The organism is Mucilaginibacter aurantiaciroseus (genome assembly GCF_024055595.1).
Classification (GTDB): Bacteria; Bacteroidota; Bacteroidia; order Sphingobacteriales; family Sphingobacteriaceae; genus Mucilaginibacter; species Mucilaginibacter aurantiaciroseus.
Genome location: NZ_JAMXOF010000002.1, coordinates 637,603 through 662,473, shown reverse-complemented (window position 1 = coordinate 662,473; position 24,871 = coordinate 637,603). Strand labels below are relative to the sequence as shown.

The following is a 24,871-nucleotide window of genomic DNA, read 5'->3' as shown; positions in this document are numbered from 1 at the left end:
ATTTTTTGATTTCACCGATTAGATGAAATATTACTTTATTTCTTGTGTCTTGACTCTTAACTTCTTGCTTCTTTTCTAAGCTAAACTTATCTCCCCAACTACAACCTTCTTCGGCTCGTCGATATCCCTGCTTACCGATAGGATGATACCAAAGGCCACGCTGGTGAATAATATGGATGTGCCACCCATACTTACTAACGGCAACGGCACCCCGGTTACCGGGCCTAAGCCTACGGCTACTGCCATATTTGCGAATGCCTGTATGGTTAAACTAAAGCTTAACCCTGCCGCCAGCAACGCCCCAAAGGCTTTTGGCGCTTTGGTTACAATTTTTATACATCGATACAGCAGGAACAGGTAGATCCCCACCAGCATAAACCCACCTATTAAACCATATTCTTCAACAATGGTTGAATAAATAAAATCCGAATATGGGTGAGGCAGGTAATTCCTTTCGGTGCTATTACCCGGGCCTTTACCAAATATGCCACCTGTAGCAATAGCTATCTTAGAGTGATCGGACTGGAACGATTTATCGGGGTTGGCTGTCTCGGGGTGCATAAACGCGTGGATACGCGAAATATAGGTTGTACGGCGAGGGCCTAAAAACACTACGCCCGTTAACAACAATACCCCTGCAAGGCATACTATCGAGATTTGTTTGATACTGATACGGCCTATAATTAACAACAAAATGCTTACCCCAAACAGCATCAAAGCTGTTGAAAGATTAGCCAAAGCGATCAATATAAAAACCACACAAACCGACCCCATGATAGGCACAAAGGAGTTTTTAACGTCCTTAATATTTTCCTGCTTACGCGATAATGTACGAGCCAAATAAGTTATCAAAGCCAGTTTAGCCAAATCGGAAGTCTGGAAAGTAAGGCCTGTGCCCGGTATAGCTATCCAACGGCTTGCATCGTTCACATGGCTACCGAATACCAGTGTATAAACCAATAACGGGATGGTAACTACCATCAATATTTTTGAAATCCCGGCGTAATAACGGTAATCTAACAAATGCGAAAAATACATCAGCGCAATACCGCCTATGATCATAAACATATGCTTCATCAGGTATGATTCTGCACCCTTGTTATGTTTATAAGCAATTGTACCTGTTGAGCTATACACAGCCAGTATGGATAGCACAGAAAGCAGTATGACTATTAGCCATATCCAGCGGTCCCCTTTTACATTACTGAGTATCTGATTCATTTGATTAATGTATGTGCAGATATGCGAATGTGCAGATGTGCAGATATTTTTTTAATGTGTTGATGAAATTATCTTACCTAATACTTTTATTATCGATTTTATATAGTCGACCAGTTATTCTTCAAATGGATAATTCTCCACATGTTTACAAAGCATTAGCCAATATTCTGTTTCCTGTGCTTCCTTGTATGCTATCTTACATTTATGTCTAAAATCTACTTTACTTTCAGCGCCTTGTGCTTCTCTTACATTTGCTCCTATTGATGTACCGCTTCTAAATAGCTGATTTGCCAGATTAAAATTTTTCTGCGATTCAAGCACTTCTGTAAAGGCTATTATCTTCAAAGAAAAATTGAAGGTTAACTCAACAATTAAATTTGGCTTTTCATTCATTTATTTTCTTTTCATCCGCACATCTGCATATTCGCACATCTGCACATTTTTATAGTTCTTTAACAGCGTCTTTAAACTGCTTACCCCTATCCTCGTAATTTTTAAACAAATCAAAACTTGCGCAGGCGGGTGATAGTAATACGGTATCGCCCTTGGTTGCCAGATGGTATGCTACCTGTGCTGCCTCTGCTGCCGACATGGTGTTTACGATCACTTCCACATCATCTTCAAATGCATCGTGGATACGCTTGTTGTCCCTACCCAGGCACACAATGGCTTTTACTTTTTGTTTAACTAACGATTTAAGCATGCTGTAATCGTTGCCTTTGTCTACGCCACCCAATATCAAAACCACATCATTGGTCATGCTTTCCAGCGCGTACCACGTAGAGTTTACGTTGGTCGCCTTAGAATCATTGATGAAACTGATGCCCGATATTTTACCGATCGACTCCAATCTGTGTTCAATGTTCCTGAAGTTACCCATGCTCTCCCTCATCGTTTCATTGCGCAGCTCAAGCACTTTGGCAACAATACCAGATGCCATTGAGTTGTAGATGTTGTGCTTACCCTGCAGGGCCAGTTCGTTTATTGACATTTGAAAATGTGCTTGGTGTACGTTTATAATTAGGTTATCGTCGTCGAGATATGCTCCCGTTTCAATCTTTTTTTCTATCGAGAAAGGCAGCTGCTTTGCCGATATCAGTTTGCCTTCCAACAATTTTTTTGTTTCTGCATCATCCGCGCAGTAAATAAAACAGTCATCAGTACCCTGGTTCTGCGTTATCCTGAATTTGGATGCGGCGTAATTTTCCAGTTTGTATTCGTAACGGTCCAGGTGATCTGGCGTAATGTTCAACAACACCGCAATATCTGCCCTAAACTTATACATGCTATCCAGCATAAAGCTGCTTATCTCCAGCACGTAGTAATTATACTTTTCGGTAGCCACCTGGTAGGCAAAGCTTTTACCAATGTTGCCCGCAAGGCCTACATTCAAGCCGCCATTTTTTAGGATATGATAAGTAAGACTGGCGGTAGTTGTTTTACCGTTAGACCCTGTTATGCATATCATTTTAGCATCGGTGTAGCGGCCGGCAAACTCTATCTCGGATATTACCGGGATATTATTTTCCACCAGCTTCTTCACTATCGGTGCCTTATCCGGTATTCCCGGGCTTTTTACTACCTCGGCGGCAGATAAGATCTCCGCCTCGGTATGTCCGTTCTCTTCAAAGTTTATGTTCCAGTCTTGCAGCTGCTGTTTGTAATGATCTGCAATAGCCCCAAAATCAGACACAAAAACATCATACCCCTGCTGCTGGGCAAGGTATGCCGCCCCAACGCCGCTTTCGCCGGCACCAAGTATGGCAAGCCTTTGGGGTGATATATTTTTGTTCTCAGTCACTATTCTTTTTTGTCTTGTATCTTGATTCTTAACGTCTTTATTATCTACCTCAACTTTAGCGTTATCACCGTTATTATCGCCAAAAAGATACAGATGATCCAAAACCGGGTTACGATCTTGGATTCATGAAAACCTTTCTTTTGATAGTGGTGGTGCAGCGGCGCCATCAGGAAGATCCTGCGGCCTTCGCCAAAACGCTTTTTGGTGTATTTAAACCAGCCAACCTGCATAATTACCGATAGGTTCTCTACCAAAAACACACCACATAATACCGGCACCAATAATTCCTTGCGGATGATAATGGCAAACACCGCGATGATACCGCCAATAGCTAAACTGCCCGTATCGCCCATAAACACTTGCGCGGGGTACGAGTTATACCAAAGGAAACCCACACAAGCGCCCACAAACGCGCCGGCAAAAATTACCAGTTCGCCCGAGTTGGGGATGTACATAATATTCAGGTAATCGGCAAAAAACGTGTTACCGGATACGTAGGCCAGTATAGCCAATGTTAGTCCAATAATGGCCGATGTACCTGTTGCCAGTCCATCAATACCATCGGTAATGTTTGCACCGTTTGATACCGCGGTGATGATAACGATCACAAACAGCATAAATACCAAAAGCGCGTATTGCTCGTATCCTGTTCCTAAAAACTTAAGTACTTTGGCGTAATCAAACTCGTTGTTCTTGTAGAACGGCATGGTGGTTTTGGTCGATTTTATATCCTGTGTGTACACAGGTTTATCGCCACGCATGTGAAAATCTACCGGTACATCATGCTGAACCGGTAACTTAACTTCCTGCCTTATGGTAATATTGGTATGGAAATACATTGTCCACCCGATAATAAGCGCTAAACCAACCTGACCAGTTATTTTAAACTTGCCCGCAAGGCCTTCCTTGTTCTTTTTAAATACTTTGATATAGTCATCCAAAAAGCCTATTGCACCCAACCAAACGGTAGTTACCAGCATCATCACGATGTAAACATTATCCAGCTTGGCAAACAACAAAGTCGGGATAACGATACCCAAAATAATGATGATACCACCCATTGTAGGCGTACCCGATTTTTGCATCTGGCCTTCTAAGCCCAGGTTACGTACTGTTTCGCCTACCTGTTTAAAACGCAGGTAATCAATTAGCCTTCGGCCATAAACCGTTGTTATCAGTAACGATACAATTACCGCCATAGCCATCCGGAACGTGATGTACTGAAACACACCTATCCCCGGGATACTGTAATTCTTACTTAGGTAATTGAATAAATAATATAACATTGGCCTTGTTTTTACTTCAATTCCTTAAATTGTTCCTGCAACTCTTCCATATCGTCGAAATGGTTTTTAACGCCATTTATTTCCTGGTACTTTTCGTGGCCTTTGCCGGCAAGCAAAATAATATCTCCCGGTTGCGCGAACATACAGGCGGTTTTAATCGCCTCGCGCCTGTCGGCAATGCTTACTGTGTGGCGTTTAAAGGCCGGGTCTATACCTTCTTCCATATCCTTTATGATCCGGGCAGGGTCTTCAGTGCGGGGGTTATCTGATGTCAGGATCACCTTGTCGCTCCACTCGCTGGCAACCTTTGCCATAATTGGGCGTTTAGTTTTATCCCTGTCGCCACCGCAACCTATTACGGTTATTACCTTTTCGCTCCCTTTACGGATGTCATGAATAGTACTTAACACATTCTGCACGGCATCAGGCGTGTGGGCGTAATCAACAATTCCAATCACCTTGTTTGGTGCTACGATGTATTCAAACCGGCCTTCGGCACCTGTTAGCTTACTCAGGCTTATTAAAACTTTAGATCTGTCCTGCTCCAACAACATGGCAGCCGAATAAACCGCTAACAAGTTATAGGCGTTAAACGTGCCTACCAGTTTAAACCAAACTTCGTCGCCATCAATATTTAGCAGCAGGCCGCCAAACTGATTCTCAATAATGCGGGCCTTATAATCGGCCATGCTTTTTAGACCATATGTTTTTTTGTGTGCCGATGTATTTTGCAGCATCACATTACCATTCTTATCATCGCCATTGGTTAAAGCGAAAGCGCTTTTTGGCAGATTATCAAAAAATGTCTTCTTGGCTTTCAGGTATAAATCGAACGTTTTATGATAGTCTAAATGGTCATGCGTCAGGTTTGAAAATATGCCTCCCGAGAAAGTCAAACCTTCTATACGGTGCTGCGAGATAGCGTGCGAGCTTACTTCCATAAAGCAGTAATCGCAGCCCTCGTCTACCATGTCACTCAGTAACTTATTTAAAGCAACCGGATCGGGCGTAGTATGGGTTGATGGAATGATGCGGCCGTTCACCTGGTTTTCTACCGTTGATAGCAGGCCGCATTTGTAGCCCATATCAATAAACAGCTTGTATAAAAGCGTAGCGATTGTTGTTTTACCGTTGGTGCCGGTAACCCCAACCAGTTTTAAGTTTGATGATGGGTTCTCATAAAAGTTTGCGGCGATAGTTGCCAATGCTTTCGATGAATCGGCCACCATTAAAAAGTCCACCTCGGTTGCGGTATGTGCAGGCAATTCTTCGCAAATAACAACTATAGCGCCATCTTTAATAGCCTGGTCAATATAATCGTGCCCATCCACAGCAGTGCCTTTAACGGCCACGAACATGCAACCCGGCGTTACCTGGCGCGAATCAAATACGATGGCAGAGATCTCTACATCGGCACTACCCTGTAATTCGGTAAATGCTACACCCTCAATTATGTCGCTTAAATATCTCATTGCAGTTCTATCGTTATTTTTGAACCTTTAGGTATGATACTGCCACCGGTTACCGATTGTGTGCTAACCGCGCCGCTACCTTTTACCGCCACCTTATAACCTGCGTTACCCAGGGCGTAAAGCGCATCGCTTAAACCCATGCCGGTAACGTTTGGCACCGTGCCTGTTTTATATTTATTATCTTCTGATGCTATGCCGCTGCTGGTATCTATACCGCTTGGCGTAGCCGATGCATACAATGGTTTTACACCCAACCTTGCGTACACCTTTTTCAATGCCTTTAGGTTACCTTGTTTAAATTTAGGCAGCGTGGTATTGCCAATTAAATGCGCGGGTGCCTGGTTAAGGTCCATATCGCCGGCGTAAACCTTATCTGCAATCTCCCTAAAAGCAGGGCCTGCAACCGATGCCGCATAGTACCCGTTCTTAGGATCGTTTACAACCACAATCAGCGAATATTTTGGATGATCGGCCGGGAAGTACCCGCAAAACGACGACTGATATTGCTTTTTAGCCTTGTACCCTTTGTTAGCATCGGCAACCTGCGCAGTACCCGTTTTACCGGCTATTTTATATAACGGGTTATAAACGTATTCGCGGCCGCTGCCTTCAATCACAACACCTTCCAGCATTTCCTGGATTTTTTTCAGGGTAACGTCAGAACAGATCTTGTTATTTAACACCCTGGTTTGGAAGCGTTCTACCGTGTTGCCTAATCTCCTGATCTCTTTTACAAAAACCGGGCTTACCATTTTGCCATTATTTGCAACGGCATTATAAAGGCTTAACATTTTTAATGGCGTAAGCTGCATCTCATACCCGTAAGCCATTTGCGGCAGGGTCATGTTTTTGTTCCAGCTGCGGTTATTGGGGTTTTTAACAACAGGTTGTGCTTCGCCCGGGATCTGTAAGCCCATTTTCTCGTTCAGGTGCCAATCGTACAGGTGGTCTGTAAATTTCGACTGATCATTTTTATAGTTGGTATTCACCAGGTAAGCAACGGCAGCGTTTGATGACTTCTCGAAAGCTTTTTTTACAGATACACGGCCAATGCTACCATGCGAATCTGTTATGGTATGCCCAGGAATAGGATACTCACCGGTATTAACCATTGTGCCGGTATCTACCTTATGATCTTCAAGCAGCGCCATATATGATGCCAGTTTGAAGGTAGAACCCGGATCCTGGTTACCCGCAATGGCGTAATTAAATTTCTCTTTAAAGCTATTATCGGGCATGCGGGTATAGTTGGCAACAGCCCTTACTTCGCCGGTGGCTACTTCCATTAAAATGGCGGTACCGTGGTCGGCTTTGGTTATGATCAATTGCTTTTCCAGCGCGTTTTGCACATAGTCCTGCATGTTTACATCAATAGTCGATATAATATCCGCGCCCTCTTTTGGCGCAACCTCGTCATCATCATTAATAGGCATCCAAACACCACCTGCCATACGGCGTTCAAGGCGTTTGCCGCTTTCGCCGTTAATGTAATCAGCGTAAGCACCTTCAAGGCCAACACCGTTTTTTACGTTCGCGTTTTTATAGCCAATGGTACGCTCCGCCAGAAAGCGGAACGGGAAAATGCGCCTGTTCTGCGAAACAACGATCAACCCACCTTTGTATTTACCCAAATTAAAGATCGGGAACTTACGGATGTCTTTCAATTGGTGGTAGGTAACTTTGCGCCTAACCAGCTGGTAACGCGAGCTATCCTTGCGTGCATCGCGGAATATCCTCGTGTATTCACGGGCCGATTTATCGCCAAAATAGCTCGATAGCTTCATCGACAATGAATCTATCTTCTCGTTAAAGATCTTATCATTTTCGATACCGCCGGCAAGCATATCCATGTGCAATTCATACTCGGGTACCGATGTTGCCAGCAGGCTGCCATCGTTAGCGAAGATATTACCCCTTGTTGCCTCGATGTTTTTATAGCGGGTAGACTGCGCCTTTGACATGGCCTGCCATTTTTTACCCTGCACAAATTGCACGCGGCAAAGTTGAAATACCACAGCTCCCGCAAAAAGCAGAATCAACCCAAATGCAAGGTAAACCCTAACCAGTATGTTGGTTCTGATACTCATTCCTGTACGTCCTCCTTTACAGTTATTTTTTGTGGCGGCACGGTCGATTCTTTGATGCCCAAAGTATCGGCGCGCTTGGCAACTTCGGTTAATGTGCTTTTAAAAGCCAGGTCGGCTTTGGTACTTTTGTATTCCCAGCTAAGTTCTTTTACCGCTTTGCTTATTTTATCAATATCGCGGATGTTGTTTTCTGACAGATGCCTGTTGCCAATGTATAGCATACCCAAAAAAGCCACGAAGAAAATAAAGGGCAAAGCGCTGGTTGCATCATCTGTAGTGATGACCCCATTTCTTAAGAATTGGGTAAAAAAGTTATCCGGAAGTTCCTTCTTTACAGGCTTTTCTTCCACGATCACTTCCTGATCCTCTAATTCTTCTTCCTGAATTTCTGTACGTAAACGATTTGTCATTTTTTTACAGCTATCCTTAATTTTGCACTGCGTGCCCTGTTATTTAATACTATCTCTTCGTCGGTGGCTACAATGGCACCTCTGCTAACCCCGTCAAACGGGCGGTTGTTGTTTCCGTAAAAATCCTTCTCTACCTCGCCGCTAAATTTACCTTTGGCGATGAAATTTTTCACCAGCCTGTCTTCCAGCGAGTGGTAAGACATGACCACCAGCCTACCCCCTGTTGCCAGCACATCTGCCGATTGCATCAGGAAATCTTTCAGCGCTTCCAGCTCCTGGTTAACCTCTATCCTTAGCGCCTGGAAAACCTGCGCCAGGTATTTATTTTCTTTCCCCCTCGGGGTGATGTTGCTTATCGCGTTCTTCAGATCGGCTATGGTAAATATCGGGCCGTTAAGCCTTGCCGTTACAATGGTTTTAGCAAGCGATTTCGCGTTTTGCACTTCGCCGTACATACCAAAAATGCGGTGCAGATCAGCCTCGCTATAATTGTTCACCACTTCTTTAGCGCTCAGGTCTGATGCCTGGTTCATGCGCATATCCAGCTCGGCATCAAACCGAATAGAAAAACCACGCTCGGCCTGGTCAAACTGGTATGATGATACGCCCAAATCCGCCAATATCCCGTCAACCGGGATAGCGTCATGCAAGCGGGAAAAATTTTTCAGGTACCTAAAGTTTTGATCGATGAAGGTAAACCTGTCATCCTCTATCAAATTTTGCTGCGAATCCGCATCCTGGTCAAAAGCAAACAAACGGCCGCCTTCGCCAAGGTGTTTCATGATCTCGCGCGAGTGCCCGCCACCACCAAAGGTTACATCAACGTAAGTACCATTTGGTTTAATATTTAGCGCTTCTATGCACTCGGCCAGCATAACAGGGGTATGGTAATTACTCATCGCGCCCCTTTCCTTTATTAGCCATTACTTCTTCGGCCAGTGCCGCAAAATTTTCAGGCTCTTCACTTATCATTTTCTCGTGCGCATTTTTGTCCCAAACCTCTACTTTATTAAGCATACAGGTTAACACAACCTCGTTGGTAATGCCCGCGTAATCCAATAAACTCTTCGGCAGGTTGATCCTCCCAGTGCCGTCCGGCAGCAAATTTGTTGCACCGGCCATAAAATATCTTACAAATTTGATGGCTTTTCTATCGTATTCGTTAAGTTTGCTTAGTTCACCAAGCTTAATGTCCCATTCCCGTTTAGTGTAAATAACAAGATTGTTCTCAAGGCCACGATTGATCACAAGACCCTCTTTCTCAGCTTCTGGAAGCTGTTTCTTAAGGTCCGCAGGGATCATCATCCGCCCTTTGGCATCCAGTTTACAATTAAATTCTCCGGTTAAATAGGACATTCTATAGGGTCAACAACATGTGTAACGTAAAAGTAGATTACTTTTACCACTTTATACCACTTTTTACCACCAAAAGTTTTCAACATTTTTGATGCCTTTTCGGCTATGTTATCTTCTTAATAATTATAGCTTTGAGACTGTATTTTATACAGTAAAACATGATCATTGTAATCCAATGTACAGACCGCGTAGGCCTGGTGGCAGCCATATCGGGCCTGCTTGCCCAAAAAGAGTATAACATTGTTAGCATGCACGAGCATGTAGACAATACCGCCAACCTGTTTTTTATGCGCCTGGAGGTAGATAAAACCGGTGGCTATGAAGGACTTGAAGAAAGTTTAAAAGATATTTTGCCGGATAACGCCCTTATTAAAACAAACCCCGTTCCGGAGAAAAAAGTAATTGTACTGGTAACTAAAGAATATCATTGCCTTGCCGATATTTTGGTACGAAATTATTTTAAAACACTGGGAGCCAGCGTGCAATGCGTAATTGGCAACCATGAGACCTTGCAAGACATTTGCCGCCGTTTCGACGTCCCTTTTTACTATTTGGAGGCCGGGACAGACAAAAATGCCTTTGAGCAAAGCGTTATCGACGTCACCAAAAAATACGAATTTGATTTCCTGGTTTTGGCAAAATTCATGCGCATTTTGTCGCATAATTTTGTGAGCCAATTCCCTTTGCAGATCATCAATATCCACCACTCGTTTTTGCCCGCTTTCGCGGGTGCCAGCCCCTACCGCCAGGCTTATGAACGCGGGGTAAAACTGATAGGCGCCACCGCACATTACGTAACCGATGAACTGGACGAAGGCCCCATCATCGCGCAGCAAATTATTCCTGCCAACCATTCCCTTACCGTACCCGATATGGTAAAGGCCGGCAAGGAGATAGAAACCGCCGTTTTAGCCAAAGCGCTAAAACTGGTGTTTGATGACCGGGTGTTTGTGTTTAAGAATAAAACGGTGGTGTTGGAGTAGCAGATTTGGGACACACGCGACACGCTGCCCCAGCAGTACGAATGTAAGGCGCTTTTGGGGTGTTTAATTGTCAAATAAATCCTAAAAAAAGGTGTCCCATTCCGTCCCATTTAGAAATAAGTGGGACACCCTAAAAAATAATTAACTATTTGACAATGAATTAGATGAGTTTTAAGTCGCCTATTAATTTATACATCTTAAATATATAAAATATTGATTATTAATATTTTATATATTTAAGATGTATTGTGTAATAATAAGCGGGACAGCGATACTACCAAATGGATCTTAAAGGTTGTATTTGTAGCTTCTCTATCTCCATACCGTTGTTTACAATACTTAAACGTGTGTATGGTTTTTTAGGGAAGAATACGCCTGTCATGTTGCTCAATCCACCATCGGCAAATAGCTCTACGGACGAGGCCTCAACCAATAACTGAAAGTTTGAGGTTGGTAACAGCGAGACCCTCGGTACATAGGTTACGCTTGCAAACTGTTTGTTGAACGCGCTTTGCCCTGCCTTGGTACGGTCGATATAATAGCGGGTGTTTTTGGCATCGTAACCCACAACTAACTTTTCGCCGGTTGCATTTGATAGTACTACGGAATAATCCTTTACCGCTTTGGTATTAAACTTTAGGACATATTGCGATGGCGTTTGCTTGATAACCGAAAACACATTGTTGTTTTTAGCCAACAGCAATGCATCAATCTTAATGGTTTTGTTTACGATCTTGTCCAATTCCTCCACCGGGTTCGAGGTTAGGAAAATATCACCCGCGGTTAGTTTTAACGATAACTCGCGTGGGATAGTCATGGCATTGCGCCATTTTACGGTTGGCACCTGGTTAGCATAAAGCCAGTTACCCATCCAGCCTAAAAACACCTTGCGGCTGCCGGTATTGCCAAAGGTTACACCCGCGTAATCATCGGGCCCGTAATCTATCCACTTGGTTTGTGTGCTGCTTGGCGTAAAGGTTTTACCATCAAAATGGCCTACAAAGTATTGCGTAGCCGAGCCTTTATTTGGGCCGCCGGGGTTAATGCTTACCAATAACACCCAATATTCTTTACCATTTAGTTTTAGCGGGAACAGATCCGGGCACTCCCAAACGCCGCCGTGTGCGCCCAGCATCTGGCCAAAATCACTTTCTTTTGTCCAATCCTTAAGGTTTGGCGACGAATAGAAGGTTATTCTGTCTTTAGTAGCCAAGCTCATCATCCATTTTTTATCCTTTGCGTACCAGAACACTTTAGGGTCGCGAAAGTCTTTTATACCCGGGTTTTTAAGCACCGGGTTGCTGGTGTACTTTGCCCAGGTGGTGCCTTCATCAAGGCTGTAAGCCAGGCTTTGATTTTGGTAGACAGATGAACCCGCCTTCTCCCCTTTTGGGTCGTGGTGGGTAAATATGGCTACCATGGCGGGCTTATCATTTGTGCCAAGGCCGGAGGTGTTATTTTCATCAACCACCACACTGCCGCTAAAGATGTAACCCAGTTTATCGGGATACAAAGCGATTGGCAGTTGTTTCCAATGGATCATGTCCTTACTAACTGCATGGCCCCAGTGCATTGGCCCCCAAACAGTGGCCTTGGGGTAATACTGGAAGAAGAGGTGGTAATTACCTTTATAATATACCATCCCGTTAGGGTCGTTAGTCCATTTTTCTTTAGGCGAAAAGTGTGCCTGTAAACGGTATTGTTCGTGGTATAGTTTTGGGGTTGCTTTTTGTGCCTGCGATGCTGTTGCCGCTAAAATAAAGCAGCCGGTAAGTAAAATTCTTTTAATGTCCATGTATGTTACAATTCAGTTTGGGGTATGCTAAAGCATGTATATTGGTGTGCTAAAGCTAAGTACTATAAACTGAATTGTAACAAGGATAGTATGAAATTGTTAGTCGAATTTTATAGTATCAACGCCCGATACTTTGACAACATGGCAATTGCACCCGCCGGATACTTTAATGGTAACCTGTTTGGTTTTGTTGGTTGCCACACTTGTAGCCGTTATACGGATATCGTCGCCCTCGTTAGAGAACGCGCTTTTGGTTTCATCGGTAGCCACAATTATGGCCCCTGGTACCATATTTACGGTAGCCGCATAAGATGTAGCCGGCACAGCTTTACCCGTACGCACATTTATTAATGTTACATCTTTAATTTCCGTTGGTTTCCCCGCGGCATCGGTAAATGAAAAGTTAACGACTGCAAATACTGCTGTACAGGTTTGTGTACCACAGGCCGATTTATTCTCGTTTTTCTTACATGCCGACAGGCTGACAGCCAGCATCATTACTAAAAGTAGTTTCTTATACATAATAGGTTTGTTTGTATCTATTACGCTTAGCACTACCCTATTGCTACATCCTTGAAAAAATAAAAGCAGCACCCATTTGGTACTGCTTTTAAAACGTAGCTTATTTGCTGTTTTTGAGCTGATCTATTTCGGCTCGCAGCTGCTCTATCTGGGCTTGCTGCTCCTTAACCGCGCCAACCAATAGCGGTACCAGTTTTTGAAAATCTACCTCGGTAGTAGTTAAGGCCCGCTGGCTGCCTTTGCCCGCCGTGTACCAATTGTTGTGCGTGGTAATGGCAGATGGCACCACCAGCTTTGCATCGTTTGCTATAAAACCAAACTGCGTACCTGTGGGCAGGTTAAGCTGCTTGTACTCGCTACGGTTATACTGATACGTAACCGGTTGAAGCCTGTTGATATAACTAAGCGAATTGGTTACCGGCGCTGCGTTGGTTTTGATCTGCGCATCGCTAAGGGTTTGTGCCGATGCGCAAAATGCAGACAGCACGATAAGTAAAAACAATATAAATGGAATGTAAATTTTCATGACGTAAAATAGTTTAATGTACATAATAGCCTTACCAATATAGCGGGCATAATAAAAAGACAAATAATTAAACTATGCGTTTGGCGGTGGGGTAGGAACGGGCGGCACCCAGGCTAAATGGGCTGTGTGCTTTTCGTAGGGGTAAATTATTGTTTTAATGGCGATGTAAACCTGTGGCAGGGTTGCAGGGTTTACCGCCCAAAGCTCTTTAGGATTGCCTCCTTTGGTTTCGTTATGCTCTGCAGTATTTTCATCATCATTGGCCAACTGACTATCTGTTTGGCTGATGTGGTGCTCGGCTATGACAGACAGCACAGAGATACCTGTACTTTCCAGCAGGGCAAACACACATAAACAAATCAATAAATGCTTTAACAAGGTAAACCGCATCAATAATAATTTACTATGCAAACATAGCAAATTATTAAAATGTTTAAAGGATCTGGTTAAATTCTAACCGTTCGCCATCCGGCCCGGTAATGTTGAAGTACTTGCAACCCTTAACCCAAAATTGCAGGTATACCGGCTCGGGTTCGATGATGTTGAAGCCCGCTTGTTTAACGGTAGCAAAAGCTTCATCAATATCCGGCACGTTAAATGCCACATGATCTATATTCCCGTTACCACGTGTGCGGATCTCTGATAAGCCCGGCTCGGGGAGCTGGTAAAGTTCGATCATCATCTGGTCGCGCTGCATCATTACGCAGGTGCCGGGTTTGCCGCCATCTGTAAAGCCGGCCTGCATCACATTGGCAAAGCCCAGGCATTCATAGAACGTTTGCGAGGCGATGATATCCGTCACCGGGATGCCGATGTGCTGGATAGCGGTGATGTTGATATTTTGCATAAGTTGATCAAACTATTTTTTTTGTATTAAGGGATTATGCCGATTTTTTTTATTGAATTTATCATCAACACTAATGAAGATACTATTAATGCAATAATTATAAATATCAAATTTTTCTACAGCGATATAATATGTCCGCTTGCATTATACACAGCCAAAAAGAATACTGCAAGCGCAGCAATAGCAATCCTTGTCACTTTAAGAGGTTTCATCTTACAACACCCTCACCTTCAAATAGCTCGGGTTTACCTTTGAGCTATACACTTTGTGGGTTGCCTTTTTAAAGTCGGTATCTTTAGCCTTCATAATGTCCTGAAATTGCTGGGTGTTCCTGTCAATCAGCGGAAACCAGGTGCTTTGAATCTGCACCATTATGCGGTGGCCTTTTTTAAAGGTATGCAGCACATCCTGTAACTCAAAGTTTACAGGGGTTACTTTGCCGGGTACAAATGGCTCTGGTTTGCTAAAGCTGTTGCGGTATTTGCCACGCATCGCCTCGCTGCGTACCATTTGTTCGTATCCGGCCATTTTTACATCCTTACCTGTAAATTTATTAGCGCTTGCGGTATCGGGGTAAACGTCTAAAACTTTCACTACCCAATCGGCATCGGTGCCGGTGGTGCTCACTTTTAGGTTTGCCCAAATGTTGCCGGCAATGGTAATGTCTTTATCCAGCACTTCGGTTTTGTAGGTAAGTACGTCCGGGCGTTTTTCGGCAAAGCGTTGGTCGGCGGTCATGTACTCCTGTTTCATATCGAAGTCGATACCATCAATAAACGGCACCGGGTTCATGGGGTCGGATACGAACTCTTTAAAGTCGTTTTTTGGTGAAACCGGGGCGATAAAAGATAGCTTTCCACCCGGTAAAAGGTACAGGTTTTTCTCTTGTGCCTCCACCGGCGGCCATGCTTTGTAAGTTTTCCATTGGTTTATGCCGGTCTCGAAAGTGTTAACCTTTGCCATGTTTAGATGGGTACCTTTCAAGTAATGGCTAAAGAACGCAAACTCTATCTTCTCCCTGTAAAACGGACCTGTTGGTCCACCAAAATCAGCATCGCCCAAATGGTCGCCATTGCCGCGAGCCCAGCCGCCATGCACCCACGGGCCCATAGCAAAGTAAACAGGTGTGGTTGGGTTCTTTTTCGCTAATACTTTATAGGTGTTAATGGCGCCGTAAAGGTCCTCGGCATCGTACCAGCCTCCTGTAACCAGTACGGCGGTCTTAATATCGTGCAGGTGTGTTAATACATTACGGTCTTTCCAATGTTGATCATAGTCGGGGTGATCCATCATTTCGTTCCACAGGCGGATGGTATCTTTATAATACTTTACGTTGGAGTTGCGCATGCTGCCCATATCCAAAAAGAATTTGTAGCCATCCTCGGTACCAGGGTTAAAGCCATTTGTACGGCGCTGGGTTGGTTTATCATCCTGCCTGTTGGTAAAGCCGGGGTAGAAACCAAAGTTTGCCACCAGCATAAAAGCGCCATTATGGAATGTATCATCGCGGTACAGATCGGCAATTGGTGCCTGCGGTGATGCGGCAACTAATGCCGGATGACGGCTTAGCAAAGCTGTAGTAGTGTAAAAGCCGGGATAAGAGATACCCCATACCCCTACCTTGCCATTGTTATTTGGCAGGTTTTTGATAAGCCAGTCGATGGTATCATAAGTATCGGTTCCTTCATCAACATCTTTATTGGTTTTGTGGGCTTCCAACTCGGGTGTCATTTCTTCGTAGATGCCTTCGCTCATCCAGCGGCCGCGCACATCCTGGTAAACAAATATGTATCCATCGTGCGTAAACCGGCTTGAGGGGCCAAGGCCGCCTTTATATTTATCAACCCCATACGGAGCGACACTGTAGCAGGTGCGGTCCATCATAATGGGATATTTCTTAGTCTGATCTTTTGGTACATATACCGACGTGAACAGCTTTTTGCCGTCGCGCATCGGGACCTGGTATTCAAACTTGGTATAGTTCTCTTTGATGTAAGCGGCATCGCTTTGCGCGAAAGAGCTGAACGCCGGAAGGATAAAGCAGAAAGCTAAAAATAAAGTTTTCTTCATTTTGTGGTTAAATAAGGCATAAATGTAAGAAATAAAACAAAATCATTATACCAGATATAGGCATTAGCGTTACCCAATTAAATTCTTATACCATATTAGGGATAGGTTTTATAAAACAACTGATAACTAACAGATGTTCGACTATTACCCTAACACTGAAGCCGCCCGGTGTGTACTGTTCTTAGCATTGTGTAACCAGTTAAATTTATAAACCAAATAATAACTATTATGAAAGCAACCATTAAACTACCATTGGCCAAAATTTTTGTTGGCCTGTTTTTGGTGATCGCGTCATCCTGTAAAAAAGATGCTGTGCCGCAGACAACAATCGACGAAACAGCTACTATCGCAACACGAAAAAGCACCGATGCCATTGGGGTAAGCGGTTTGCCCGATACTGATGTGCGTACTTACCTATCGGGTATTTCAAACGCCCTTTGTGGACAAGCGACCGTTTACACGCCATAATAAAAACAAAAAGGGCCAACTTAATTAAGCCGGCCCTTTTCATATTAAGTAGTGTATGTTAGTCTTCGTTAATGGCTTTAACACCCGGTAACTCTTTACCTTCCATATATTCAAGCAAAGCGCCGCCACCTGTAGATACGTAGCTAACGTCTTTGGTCATGTCAAACTTGGCTACAGCTGCTGCAGAATCACCACCACCAATAAGCGAGAATGCTCCGTTATCGGTCGCTTTGGCTACTGCTTCGGCAATGGCTTTGGTACCCACTAAAAATTTCTCCATCTCAAATACTCCCATCGGGCCGTTCCAAAGGATAGTTTTTGATTCTTCAACTACCTTGCTAAATATTTTAATTGTTTCGGGGCCAATGTCTAAACCCATCCAATTGTCAGGGATCTCGCCGGTTTTGGCAATATCGGTGTTGGCATCGTTACCAAATTTATCCGCAATAACATTATCAACCGGTAAAAGCAGGTTTACGCCTTTTTCTTTCGCTTTTTTAACCAGGCTAAGGGCAAGGGTAAGCTTATCAGCCTCAACCAACGATGTACCAATTGTACCGCCATCTGCCTTGGCAAATGTGTAGGCCATACCGCCACCAATGATGAGGTTATCAACTTTATCTAATAATTTTTCTATTAATTCTATCTTGTCAGACACCTTTGAACCACCCATTATAGCGGTGAAAGGTTTTGCTGCGCCGTTCAGGATCTTCTCGGCATTGTTCAACTCGGCGGCCATCAGGTAACCAAATACTTTTGCATCCATGAAAAATTGCGCGATAACAGATGTTGAAGCGTGTGCACGATGAGCGGTACCAAAGGCATCGTTCACGTATACATCACCCAGTTTTGAAAGCTTTTCGGCAAAATCTTTGTCGCCTTTCTCCTCTTCTTTATAAAAGCGCAAGTTCTCTAATAAAAGCACTTCGCCTTTTTCAAGTTCTTTAGACTTTTTTACAGCTTCTTCGCCAATACAGTCATCGGCAAATTGAACCTGCTGGCCTAAAAGATCGGCCAGGTGTGATACTATGTGTTTTAAGCTAAACTCATCGGTTGGGCCGTTTTTAGGGCGCCCTAAGTGCGACATCAGGATTACGGCACCGCCATCTTTAAGGATCTTTTTAATGGTAGGCAAAGCCGCGGTCATACGGTTATCATCGGTAATATTATAGTCCTTATCCAAAGGGACATTAAAATCTACACGGATAAGCGCACGTTTACCGTTAAAACTGATCTGATCTACTGTCTTCATATGATGTTATATAATTTACAAACGGGGCCAAAATGGGCAATTTTATTCTAATCACCAACGCAAAAGTTAAAAAGGTGTTTGCTTTTGCGTAAAAATTCATTGTATCTTAACATACATTACATGATGCGGGCCAATGCCGGGCACCTTAAACTCAGGCGATATGATCTCGAAACCAACGCCCAAATAAAACGGGACAGCTTTTTTGCGGGCATTGCACCAAATGTAATTTACTTTTTGCCCGCGCAGGTAGGTAATAGCAAAGTTCACCAGCATATTGCCAAAGCCTTTGCCCCTATCCTTTTCGGTCGTGGCCATACCGCGTAACTGGTAGGCCTTGCCCTCGAAACCTTCATACCCCATTGGGTGGAACGATGCGATGCAGGCCAGTTCCTCATCCTTATAATAGCCTAAATGAAAAGCACCTTCATCATCATCATTAGGGAAACGGCATTCGTTTAAAGTAAGTTTACCTTCGCGTAAAACCTCGTTACGCAATGGCAGCACATCGCCGACAGTAATAAACTTTATCATGCGGGTAACTGGCTAATTTCTTCAACAAGGTCGGCCAAGCGGCTGCTGTATCCCATCTCGTTATCGTACCAACCCACCACTTTTACAAGCCCCCCTACTATCGATGTTAGCTGCGCATCAAAAATGCAGCTGTGCGGGTTATCTAAAATATCTGTAGATACGATTGGATCTTCGGTATATTCCAATACATTTTTCATGGGGCCATCGGCAGCAGCTTTAAACGCCGCGTTTATTTCGGCCACGGTTGGCATTATCTCCAGGCTGCAGGTAAAATCAGTTAATGATCCGTTAAGCACCGGTACCCGGATACCCGCGCCACCTAAGCGACCTTCGAGATGCGGGAAGATATTGGTGATAGCTTTTGCAGCACCCGTTGTTGTTGGGATAATAGATGCCGATGCCGCCCTTGCCCTGCGCAAATCCTTATGCGGCGCATCATGCAGGTTTTGGTCACCCGTCATAGAGTGTACGGTGGTGATGTAGCCGTCTTTAATATGCCAAATATCGTCCAGTATTTTCACCATGGCAGCCACGTTATTAGTTGTACACGATGCGTTTGATAATATAGGCGAGCGCAGGTCTACCGTACCATCATTCACGGCCAATACAACTGTTGGGATACTTTTATCACCCGCGGGGGCAGATATTATAACCTGCTTGGCTCCTGCTGTAAGGTGTTTTGAGGCACCTGCTTCGGTGATGAACTTACCGGTTGATTCTATCACCAGATCGATGTTTAGTTCTTTCCAGGGCAGCAAAGCCGGGTCTGCCTGCTGGTATACCTTTAAGGTGTTGCCGTTAATGTAAAGGTTATTGTCATCATTAGTGACAGTCCCTTTAAACCCGCGGTGTACAGAATCATATTTAAAAAGATGAGCAAGCGTGGGGGTATCAGCCTGGTCGTTTATAGCGACTACTTCGATACCGGGCTTTAGCAGAATTGTTCTTAGAAATATACGGCCTATACGGCCAAAACCGTTTATAGCGATCCTCATTTTACATAAAAATTAAGGATACAAAACTAACAAAATAAAACAGGGTGCTAAATGCTATACGAACAAGTTACGCATTGATAAACTCTCGCGCTCTTTTGAACGCAGGAAGAATGTGATAGCCCAGTTAAAAAGTATAGATACCGAAAGAATAAGTAAAATAAGGGTAAAGTTTCCCAGATCGGCAAATGCCAGCACCATAATAATAAGCAGGATATTTATGCCCGATAATATAAAAGTGGTTTGCAGGTGGGTATAGCCAAGCCTTAAGATACGATGATGAATGTGGTTACGGTCAGCCGTGAACGGCGACTTACCTTGTATAACGCGTAACGTAAATACCCTAAGCGTATCAAATATTGGCCCCATTAATATAGCGAAGGCTAACGCAGGTGCCGATGTGATAGCAGGTGTAACAACTGCTGCGGTTATTTTATTAAGCTCGATAAATTTAACAGCCATAATAGCTGATATGAGGCCGATAAGCAACGAGCCTGCATCGCCCATAAATATTTTTGCGGGGGTTAAATTAAAACGTAAAAAGCCAAACACCGCCCCTACTATGGTTAACGATACTGCTGCCAGTTCGTAATGTTTCATAGAGATAAAAAGGATAGAAAAAGCGCCGTTTACTATAATACATGTAGTGGCGGCCAATCCATCTATACCATCAATTAAATTAAAAGCGTTGATAATAAGGATGATAAACAGGATAGATAATATTGCGCTGGTAACATACGAGATATTATTAATACCAAAAACGCCATACATACTGGTAAAACGGATATTGCCTAAAATAACCAGGATGGTAGCTACTATAAATTGTATTAAAAACTTGGTACTTGAGTTTACTCCGGACAGATCATCCTTTAAGCCCATTATAAACAAAACGATACTGGCGGTAAGCAAATAACTAACCGGTATGGTTTTATCAATTATGCTGAATAAAAGCAAGGTGATGGTAAAGCTTACAAATATAGCTACACCGCCTAAACGTGGGATGCCGTGGTCATGCTGTTTGCGGAAATGGCCAACATCATCATATAAATGCCTGGTGCGTGCTACGTGTAAAATTGAGGGGATAGAAAGCAACGTTATCAGAACTGAAAACGTTACCATTAAAAAATAATATATAAAATAGTAGGTGTTTAAATATTCGGGCATTATATATAAATGTTAGGGGCAATTATATGTAGCAAATGTATCAATAAAATTCACAATTAAAAGAATTGCTTTAATTTTCTTAATGGTTTGAATATTAGTGTTATAGGCGGGTAAAATATCTTATTTTCATACATCGCCTTCATATCAAATAACAAGGCACGGGCTCTGTTTTTAATACTACGGTTACTTACGCCACCTACGCTCATTTGCACCAATACCTTTTTTACGTAATAAGTTGACAGATGGTTACGGTGTATATATCTTAGCATCAATTCATAATCAGCAGCGGTACCAAAAGCGAGGTTATAATTACCAAACCGGCCAAACAATTCGCGCCTGCAATAAAATGTTGGATGGGGGGGCATCCAGCCAAGGTTAAAAATACCTTTTTTATACTCGCCGCTCACCCATTTACGGCTAATGCTGCCGTCAGGTTTTATATAGTTTAGGTCGCCGTATACAATAGCGGTATTGTTATTTTTAAAAGCATCGGCAACAACAGTTAAAACACACTCGTTAACAAAAAAATCATCTGCATTTAAAATGCCTACAACATCGCCCGTGGCCAAAGCTATGCCTTTGTTCATGGCGTCGTAGATCCCTTTATCGGGTTCCGAAACTAAAACTTTGATATGGTCACGATATTTTTCGGCTATTGAAACTGTGCTATCTGATGATCTGCCGTCAATTATTATATACTCAACGTTATCATAATTCTGGCTTATTACCGATTGTATGGACCGCTCAATTGTGCTTTGAGCATTAAAGGAAACGGTTATTACAGATATTTTAAGGTCATGCACTGCGGAAAAATAATTTATTTGTGTGCCAAAATATGTAATTTTGAAATTGCTGCCTAATTTATTAGTAACATTAAGCAGTAATTACCCCATATGCGTGCTTTATACTTAATTTATTTTGTTGGGATTGTTCTGTTAGGTAGCTCGTGCTCGTACAAACAAAACCAGATACTGTTTGAAAAAAAGGCATCAGTTGTTGATACCGCCACGTCGCAGCCTGTGGCTACGGTAAGCTATCAAATACAGCCACAGGACGTATTACAGATACGTAACCTGCAAAACCTGAAGTATATAGTAGACGAAGCCCCCATGGGTACAGGCACAAGCACTACTACCGCCGGGCAGGGTCAAACTTTCCAGGTGGAAGAAGATGGCACTGTTGCGCTACCAGCCATTGGCCACATACAGGTTGCAGGCCTAACGCGTACGCAGGCTACAAAACTAATAGAAGACCTTTATCGTAAAAACCTTTTAAAGGACCCTATAATTGAATTGAAGGTTGTTAATTTAAAGGTGACCCTATTGGGAGAAGTAAAATCACCAGGGAATTTTCCAATATTAAAAGACAACACCACTTTGATTGAAATACTTGGGCAGGCAGGTGGTTTAACACCCGCTGCCAATGAAAAAAACGTAAAGATCATCCGCGGAAGGGATAAAGACCGTAAAGTAGCAGAAATTGACCTGAGCAACATCAACTCGTTATCAGACCCGAGAACGATGCTGCAAAACGGAGATATTATTTACGTGGCGCAAAATAAACGCGCCATACGTTCCGAAAACCTGCAAAGCTTTAACACTTGGGTACAACCTGCCTTACTATTGTTAAATACCGCGCTGATTGTATTTACCCTTAGCAGGCAGTAATGGAAGAAACAGGCAACATCGTAAAAAAATTACCTAACCAGGAAGTTGACTATTTTAAAATAGGCAAAATATTGGTTAGCCGCTGGTATTGGATAGCAGGGTCGCTCCTCTTATTCGTTTTAAGTTCATACGTTTATCTATGGTACACTCCAAAAACGTATGCAACATCGGGCACCATGAAATTGGAAGAAAAAAAGTCGGAGATCGCAGACCTTGCAACAGTGTTAACAACTTCGGATCGCGGCCCGTCAAAAATACAAAGCGAAACATCGGTTATACAAAGCCCTACTGTAATTTTAGCGGCCATAAAAGATCTGAACTTCCCCATAAGCTTTTACATTGAAGGCCGTGTTAGAACAAGCGAGACCTATCCCGAAAAGCCGCTTGATATACAGCCATTACGGTTTGATAGCTTAAACTACATACGCAATGTGATCACCTTTAAGGCCGTTAATAAAAGCACGTTCAATTTATTATATAAAGCCGGTACTAAACAAATACTAAATACCTACCGGTATAACGACCCGGTAACTATCGGGCCAACTACATTCATCATAAAAGCGTCGAATTCAATTGCTACAAACGCCGTATATCTGTTTAGATTTAACACGCCGGAAGACCTTCTTGGCCGTGTAAGAGGCGGATTACGCACCGCCGAGTTGTCAAAAAACTCCAATATACTGCAGCTGCAGCAAACCGATGCAAACCCAAAATTTGCCGCCGATATTTTGAACGCGGTAATGAAGGAGTACCTGCTTTACGACCGTAACCGCAAAACGCAATCGGCTACGCAGATGATCAATTTCATTAACGAGCAGTTGGAATACCTGTCGAGCAAGGTTAAAGGATCCGAAAAATCTATTCTGGAGTTTAAGCAAAAAAATAAGTTAATGCAGGTAAGCACCTCTGCCGAAAGTGCCCTGGCGAAAGCTAAAGATATAGAATCTCAGCAGGCAATATTAAAGCTCCAGTTAATTGCTATCGATCAGTTAAAGGAACAGATAGATAAAGAGAAAAATAACGTAAACCTGAATTTCAATGTAGGTAAGGACGTTGACCCCGCGCTTACCGCGCTGATAGAAAAGCTGGATGACTTGCTTAATCAACGCTACGAGTTGTTAAAAACTTACAATTACAGCTCGCAGCCTGTACAGGATGTAAACCGGTTGATACTGCAAATAAAGAATAACGCTTTAAACAGCATAAATGCTACCTATATAGGTGTAAAACGTAATTATGATTATTTAACGTCGCAGTTGGCGGTAGTTAACAAGCAAATATCTGTTTTCCCGGTGGCCGAGCGTGATCTGATTGCCCTGAACCGCCCTTATGAGGTGAACGAAAAGGTTTTATCATACCTCGAAGAAAAAAAACTATCGGCCCAGATAAGCCGTGCCGGTATTTTGCCCGGCGCTACTATTGTGGAAAAAGCCGAAGTTAACGCATCCCCTGTATCGCCGGATGAACATGCGATTCATCGGACGGCAATAATTTTTGGTGTTCTTACCGGTCTTGGCTTAATTGTTTTATTAAGGATGCTAAACCCTTACATCTATGATAAAGAGACAGTAGAGAGCCTCACATCTATCCCTATCTTAGGTGTTATAAGAGAATTCCCCGAGAAAGTTGACGAAGACAACTCGCAGATACTGGCCATAAGCAAGCCCAAAACCATATTTGCAGAATCGGTTAGGTCGGTACGTACTAACCTAAACTTCCTGGCGGCCGAAAAACACAACAAAGTTATCTGTATCACATCAGAGGTTGCAGGCGAGGGGAAATCTTTTGTTGCGATTAACTTATCCAGTACGCTATCCCTGATAGATAAAAAGGTTATACTGATAGGTGCTGACTTACGCCGCTCTAAACTGCATAAAACATTTAGGGTACCAAATGATGTTGGCCTTAGCACCTATCTTTCGAGGCAGTCTAATCTTGACGATATTATCATAAAAACCGCGCAGGAAAATCTCGACCTGATCACCTCCGGCCCCGTGCCTCCCAACCCATCAGAACTGCTGCACAGCGCACGAATGGCCGAGCTGATAAAAGACCTTAAAACACGCTATGATATTATCATGATAGATACCGCACCAATTGGCTTGGTATCTGATGCTATACCGCTTATACGGGCAAGTGATATTAACATATTTGTGATAAGGTCGGGCAAATCAAAATATTATGCCGCTACAATACCACAGCGCATAGCGCAGGAGTATAAACTGGATAACACGGTAATAGTATTAAATGCTTTTGCCGAAGACCTTTTACATTCGCGTTATTACACCACCCGTTTTACAGGTGAAAATTACGGCAAGTATTATTACTATTCTGATTACAGCGGTTACGAAAGTTCGGGCTATTATATAGAGGATGATAAAAAGAAGTGGTGGAATTTTAGCCGCTGGTTTAAAAAATAAG

Annotated in this window: 24 protein-coding genes; 4 read left to right on the top strand and 20 right to left on the bottom strand. The window is 43.2% G+C overall.

Annotated elements, in window-relative coordinates; all coding sequences use genetic code 11:
- Window positions 1-75: 75 nt before the first annotated feature.
- The 9 genes from NAF17_RS11160 to mraZ form a co-directional block, all read right to left on the bottom strand.
- Window positions 76-1,221, bottom strand: coding sequence for an FtsW/RodA/SpoVE family cell cycle protein (locus tag NAF17_RS11160; protein ID WP_252758070.1), 1,146 nt, complete (start codon window positions 1,219-1,221; stop codon window positions 76-78).
- Window positions 1,222-1,335: 114 nt separating this feature from the next.
- Entirely contained in the window at window positions 1,336-1,614 is a 279-nt protein-coding gene (locus NAF17_RS11155) for a four helix bundle protein (RefSeq protein WP_252758069.1), read from the bottom strand.
- A gap of 49 nt (window positions 1,615-1,663) precedes the next feature.
- Window positions 1,664-3,004, bottom strand: a complete 1,341-nt coding sequence (murD, locus tag NAF17_RS11150; RefSeq protein ID WP_252758494.1) for a UDP-N-acetylmuramoyl-L-alanine--D-glutamate ligase — start codon at window positions 3,002-3,004, stop codon at window positions 1,664-1,666.
- Window positions 3,005-3,066: 62 nt separating this feature from the next.
- Window positions 3,067-4,308: a phospho-N-acetylmuramoyl-pentapeptide-transferase gene (gene mraY / locus NAF17_RS11145; protein ID WP_252758068.1), complete on the bottom strand. Its 1,242-nt coding sequence runs from the start codon at window positions 4,306-4,308 to the stop codon at window positions 3,067-3,069.
- 11 nt (window positions 4,309-4,319) lie between these two features.
- Window positions 4,320-5,780: a UDP-N-acetylmuramoyl-L-alanyl-D-glutamate--2,6-diaminopimelate ligase gene (locus NAF17_RS11140; RefSeq protein WP_252758067.1), complete on the bottom strand. Its 1,461-nt coding sequence runs from the start codon at window positions 5,778-5,780 to the stop codon at window positions 4,320-4,322.
- Entirely contained in the window at window positions 5,777-7,867 is a 2,091-nt protein-coding gene (locus NAF17_RS11135) for a PASTA domain-containing penicillin-binding protein (protein WP_252758066.1), read from the bottom strand. The genes NAF17_RS11140 and NAF17_RS11135 overlap by 4 nt, the downstream gene beginning before the upstream one ends.
- Window positions 7,864-8,277, bottom strand: a complete 414-nt coding sequence (locus tag NAF17_RS11130) for an FtsL-like putative cell division protein (RefSeq protein ID WP_252758065.1) — start codon at window positions 8,275-8,277, stop codon at window positions 7,864-7,866. Before NAF17_RS11130 ends, NAF17_RS11135 begins: the two co-directional genes overlap by 4 nt.
- Window positions 8,274-9,176, bottom strand: a complete 903-nt coding sequence (gene rsmH / locus NAF17_RS11125; protein WP_252758064.1) for a 16S rRNA (cytosine(1402)-N(4))-methyltransferase RsmH — start codon at window positions 9,174-9,176, stop codon at window positions 8,274-8,276. Before rsmH ends, NAF17_RS11130 begins: the two co-directional genes overlap by 4 nt.
- Window positions 9,169-9,633 (bottom strand): division/cell wall cluster transcriptional repressor MraZ, encoded by a 465-nt coding sequence (mraZ, locus tag NAF17_RS11120; RefSeq protein ID WP_252758063.1) that lies wholly within the window; start codon window positions 9,631-9,633, stop codon window positions 9,169-9,171. Before mraZ ends, rsmH begins: the two co-directional genes overlap by 8 nt.
- 158 nt (window positions 9,634-9,791) lie before the next feature.
- On the opposite strand from mraZ, the gene purU reads away from it, so the two are divergent.
- On the top strand, window positions 9,792-10,616 hold the full coding sequence (purU, locus tag NAF17_RS11115; RefSeq protein ID WP_252758062.1) for a formyltetrahydrofolate deformylase: 825 nt from the start codon (window positions 9,792-9,794) through the stop codon (window positions 10,614-10,616).
- Window positions 10,617-10,890: 274 nt separating this feature from the next.
- Here purU and NAF17_RS11110 read toward each other — a convergent pair whose 3' ends face one another.
- The 6 genes from NAF17_RS11110 to NAF17_RS11085 form a co-directional block, all read right to left on the bottom strand.
- Window positions 10,891-12,411: a glycoside hydrolase family 32 protein gene (locus NAF17_RS11110; RefSeq protein ID WP_252758061.1), complete on the bottom strand. Its 1,521-nt coding sequence runs from the start codon at window positions 12,409-12,411 to the stop codon at window positions 10,891-10,893.
- A gap of 99 nt (window positions 12,412-12,510) precedes the next feature.
- Window positions 12,511-12,933: a hypothetical protein gene (locus NAF17_RS11105; RefSeq protein ID WP_252758060.1), complete on the bottom strand. Its 423-nt coding sequence runs from the start codon at window positions 12,931-12,933 to the stop codon at window positions 12,511-12,513.
- Window positions 12,934-13,033: 100 nt separating this feature from the next.
- Window positions 13,034-13,459 carry a tail fiber domain-containing protein gene (locus NAF17_RS11100; protein ID WP_252758059.1) on the bottom strand — a complete coding sequence of 142 codons (426 nt, stop codon included), beginning with the start codon at window positions 13,457-13,459 and terminating at the stop codon, window positions 13,034-13,036.
- A gap of 72 nt (window positions 13,460-13,531) precedes the next feature.
- Complete coding sequence (locus NAF17_RS11095; RefSeq protein WP_252758058.1) at window positions 13,532-13,849, bottom strand: hypothetical protein; 318 nt, start codon at window positions 13,847-13,849, stop codon at window positions 13,532-13,534.
- Window positions 13,850-13,892: 43 nt separating this feature from the next.
- A complete protein-coding gene (locus tag NAF17_RS11090; protein WP_252758057.1) occupies window positions 13,893-14,306 on the bottom strand; it encodes a VOC family protein in 414 nt (137 codons plus the stop codon).
- Between the two features lie 213 nt (window positions 14,307-14,519).
- Window positions 14,520-16,376 (bottom strand): CocE/NonD family hydrolase, encoded by a 1,857-nt coding sequence (locus NAF17_RS11085; protein WP_252758056.1) that lies wholly within the window; start codon window positions 16,374-16,376, stop codon window positions 14,520-14,522.
- 228 nt (window positions 16,377-16,604) lie between these two features.
- Here NAF17_RS11085 and NAF17_RS11080 point away from each other — a divergent pair, with 228 nt between their 5' ends.
- On the top strand, window positions 16,605-16,844 hold the full coding sequence (locus NAF17_RS11080) for a hypothetical protein (protein ID WP_252758055.1): 240 nt from the start codon (window positions 16,605-16,607) through the stop codon (window positions 16,842-16,844).
- Window positions 16,845-16,902: 58 nt separating this feature from the next.
- Here the strand turns inward: NAF17_RS11080 and NAF17_RS11075 are convergent, their stop codons facing one another.
- From NAF17_RS11075 to NAF17_RS11055, 5 genes are all read right to left on the bottom strand, one after another.
- Complete coding sequence (locus NAF17_RS11075; protein ID WP_252758054.1) at window positions 16,903-18,096, bottom strand: phosphoglycerate kinase; 1,194 nt, start codon at window positions 18,094-18,096, stop codon at window positions 16,903-16,905.
- 96 nt (window positions 18,097-18,192) lie between these two features.
- Window positions 18,193-18,627 (bottom strand): GNAT family N-acetyltransferase, encoded by a 435-nt coding sequence (locus NAF17_RS11070; RefSeq protein WP_252758053.1) that lies wholly within the window; start codon window positions 18,625-18,627, stop codon window positions 18,193-18,195.
- Window positions 18,624-19,622: a type I glyceraldehyde-3-phosphate dehydrogenase gene (gene gap / locus NAF17_RS11065; protein ID WP_252758052.1), complete on the bottom strand. Its 999-nt coding sequence runs from the start codon at window positions 19,620-19,622 to the stop codon at window positions 18,624-18,626. Before gap ends, NAF17_RS11070 begins: the two co-directional genes overlap by 4 nt.
- Before the next feature lie 54 nt (window positions 19,623-19,676).
- Complete coding sequence (locus tag NAF17_RS11060) at window positions 19,677-20,783, bottom strand: MraY family glycosyltransferase (protein ID WP_252758051.1); 1,107 nt, start codon at window positions 20,781-20,783, stop codon at window positions 19,677-19,679.
- A 56-nt stretch (window positions 20,784-20,839) separates the two neighbouring features.
- A complete protein-coding gene (locus NAF17_RS11055) occupies window positions 20,840-21,586 on the bottom strand; it encodes a glycosyltransferase family 2 protein (RefSeq protein ID WP_252758050.1) in 747 nt (248 codons plus the stop codon).
- A gap of 90 nt (window positions 21,587-21,676) precedes the next feature.
- Here NAF17_RS11055 and NAF17_RS11050 point away from each other — a divergent pair, with 90 nt between their 5' ends.
- Together NAF17_RS11050 and NAF17_RS11045 are read left to right on the top strand one after the other, a co-directional pair.
- Window positions 21,677-22,450, top strand: a complete 774-nt coding sequence (locus NAF17_RS11050; RefSeq protein ID WP_252758049.1) for a polysaccharide biosynthesis/export family protein — start codon at window positions 21,677-21,679, stop codon at window positions 22,448-22,450.
- Complete coding sequence (locus NAF17_RS11045; RefSeq protein ID WP_252758048.1) at window positions 22,450-24,870, top strand: GumC family protein; 2,421 nt, start codon at window positions 22,450-22,452, stop codon at window positions 24,868-24,870. The genes NAF17_RS11050 and NAF17_RS11045 overlap by 1 nt, the downstream gene beginning before the upstream one ends.
- Window position 24,871 lies beyond the last annotated feature (1 nt).